This window comes from Bacillus sp. MHSD_36 (assembly GCF_030757775.1).
Lineage (GTDB): Bacteria > Bacillota > Bacilli > Bacillales > Bacillaceae_G > Bacillus_A.
Map to the genome: position 1 here is coordinate 1 of NZ_JAVBIS010000031.1, position 649 is coordinate 649.

Here is a 649-nt window from a genome sequence, read left to right on the forward strand (position 1 = left end):
TGTTAAAAGTGCGGGTGAAGGGAGTCGAACCCCCACGCCAAAGGCGCTAGATCCTAAGTCTAGTGCGTCTGCCAATTCCGCCACACCCGCATATTTTGTTAAAATGGTGAGCCATGAAGGACTCGAACCTTCGACCCTCTGATTAAAAGTCAGATGCTCTACCAACTGAGCTAATGGCTCTTAATGGCTGGGCTAGCTGGATTCGAACCAGCGCATGACGGAGTCAAAGTCCGTTGCCTTACCGCTTGGCTATAGCCCATTAATTAAGAATGGTGGAGGGGGGCAGATTCGAACTGCCGAACCCGAAGGAGCGGATTTACAGTCCGCCGCGTTTAGCCACTTCGCTACCCCTCCGACATATATGGTGGAGGATGACGGGATCGAACCGCCGACCCCCTGCTTGTAAGGCAGGTGCTCTCCCAGCTGAGCTAATCCTCCATTTTGCCTGGCAACGTCCTACTCTCACAGGGACAAGGTCCCAACTACCATCGGCGCTAGAGAGCTTAACTTCCGTGTTCGGTATGGGAACGGGTGTGGCCTCTCTGCCATCATTACCAGACTGTATTCATTTGAGACAAGAATCATTATAACTTATTTAACTTTGAAAGTCAACAAGTTTTTTATATTCTTTCAAAACTAGATAACATTT

Annotated in this window: 5 tRNA genes and 1 rRNA gene; all 6 read right to left on the minus strand. The window is 49.3% G+C overall.

What is annotated here, in order from left to right:
* Positions 1 to 9: 9 nt before the first annotated feature.
* A tRNA-Leu gene (locus tag Q9B79_RS26760) sits at positions 10 to 90 on the minus strand.
* Positions 91 to 104: 14 nt separating this feature from the next.
* Positions 105 to 180 (minus strand) — tRNA-Lys (locus Q9B79_RS26765).
* 4 nt (positions 181 to 184) lie between these two features.
* A tRNA-Gln gene (locus Q9B79_RS26770) sits at positions 185 to 259 on the minus strand.
* A gap of 11 nt (positions 260 to 270) precedes the next feature.
* Positions 271 to 354 (minus strand) — tRNA-Tyr (locus tag Q9B79_RS26775).
* Positions 355 to 362: 8 nt separating this feature from the next.
* Positions 363 to 438, minus strand: a tRNA-Val gene (locus Q9B79_RS26780).
* 5 nt (positions 439 to 443) lie between these two features.
* Positions 444 to 559 (minus strand): 5S ribosomal RNA (gene rrf / locus Q9B79_RS26785).
* Between the last annotated feature and the right edge of the window lie 90 nt (positions 560 to 649).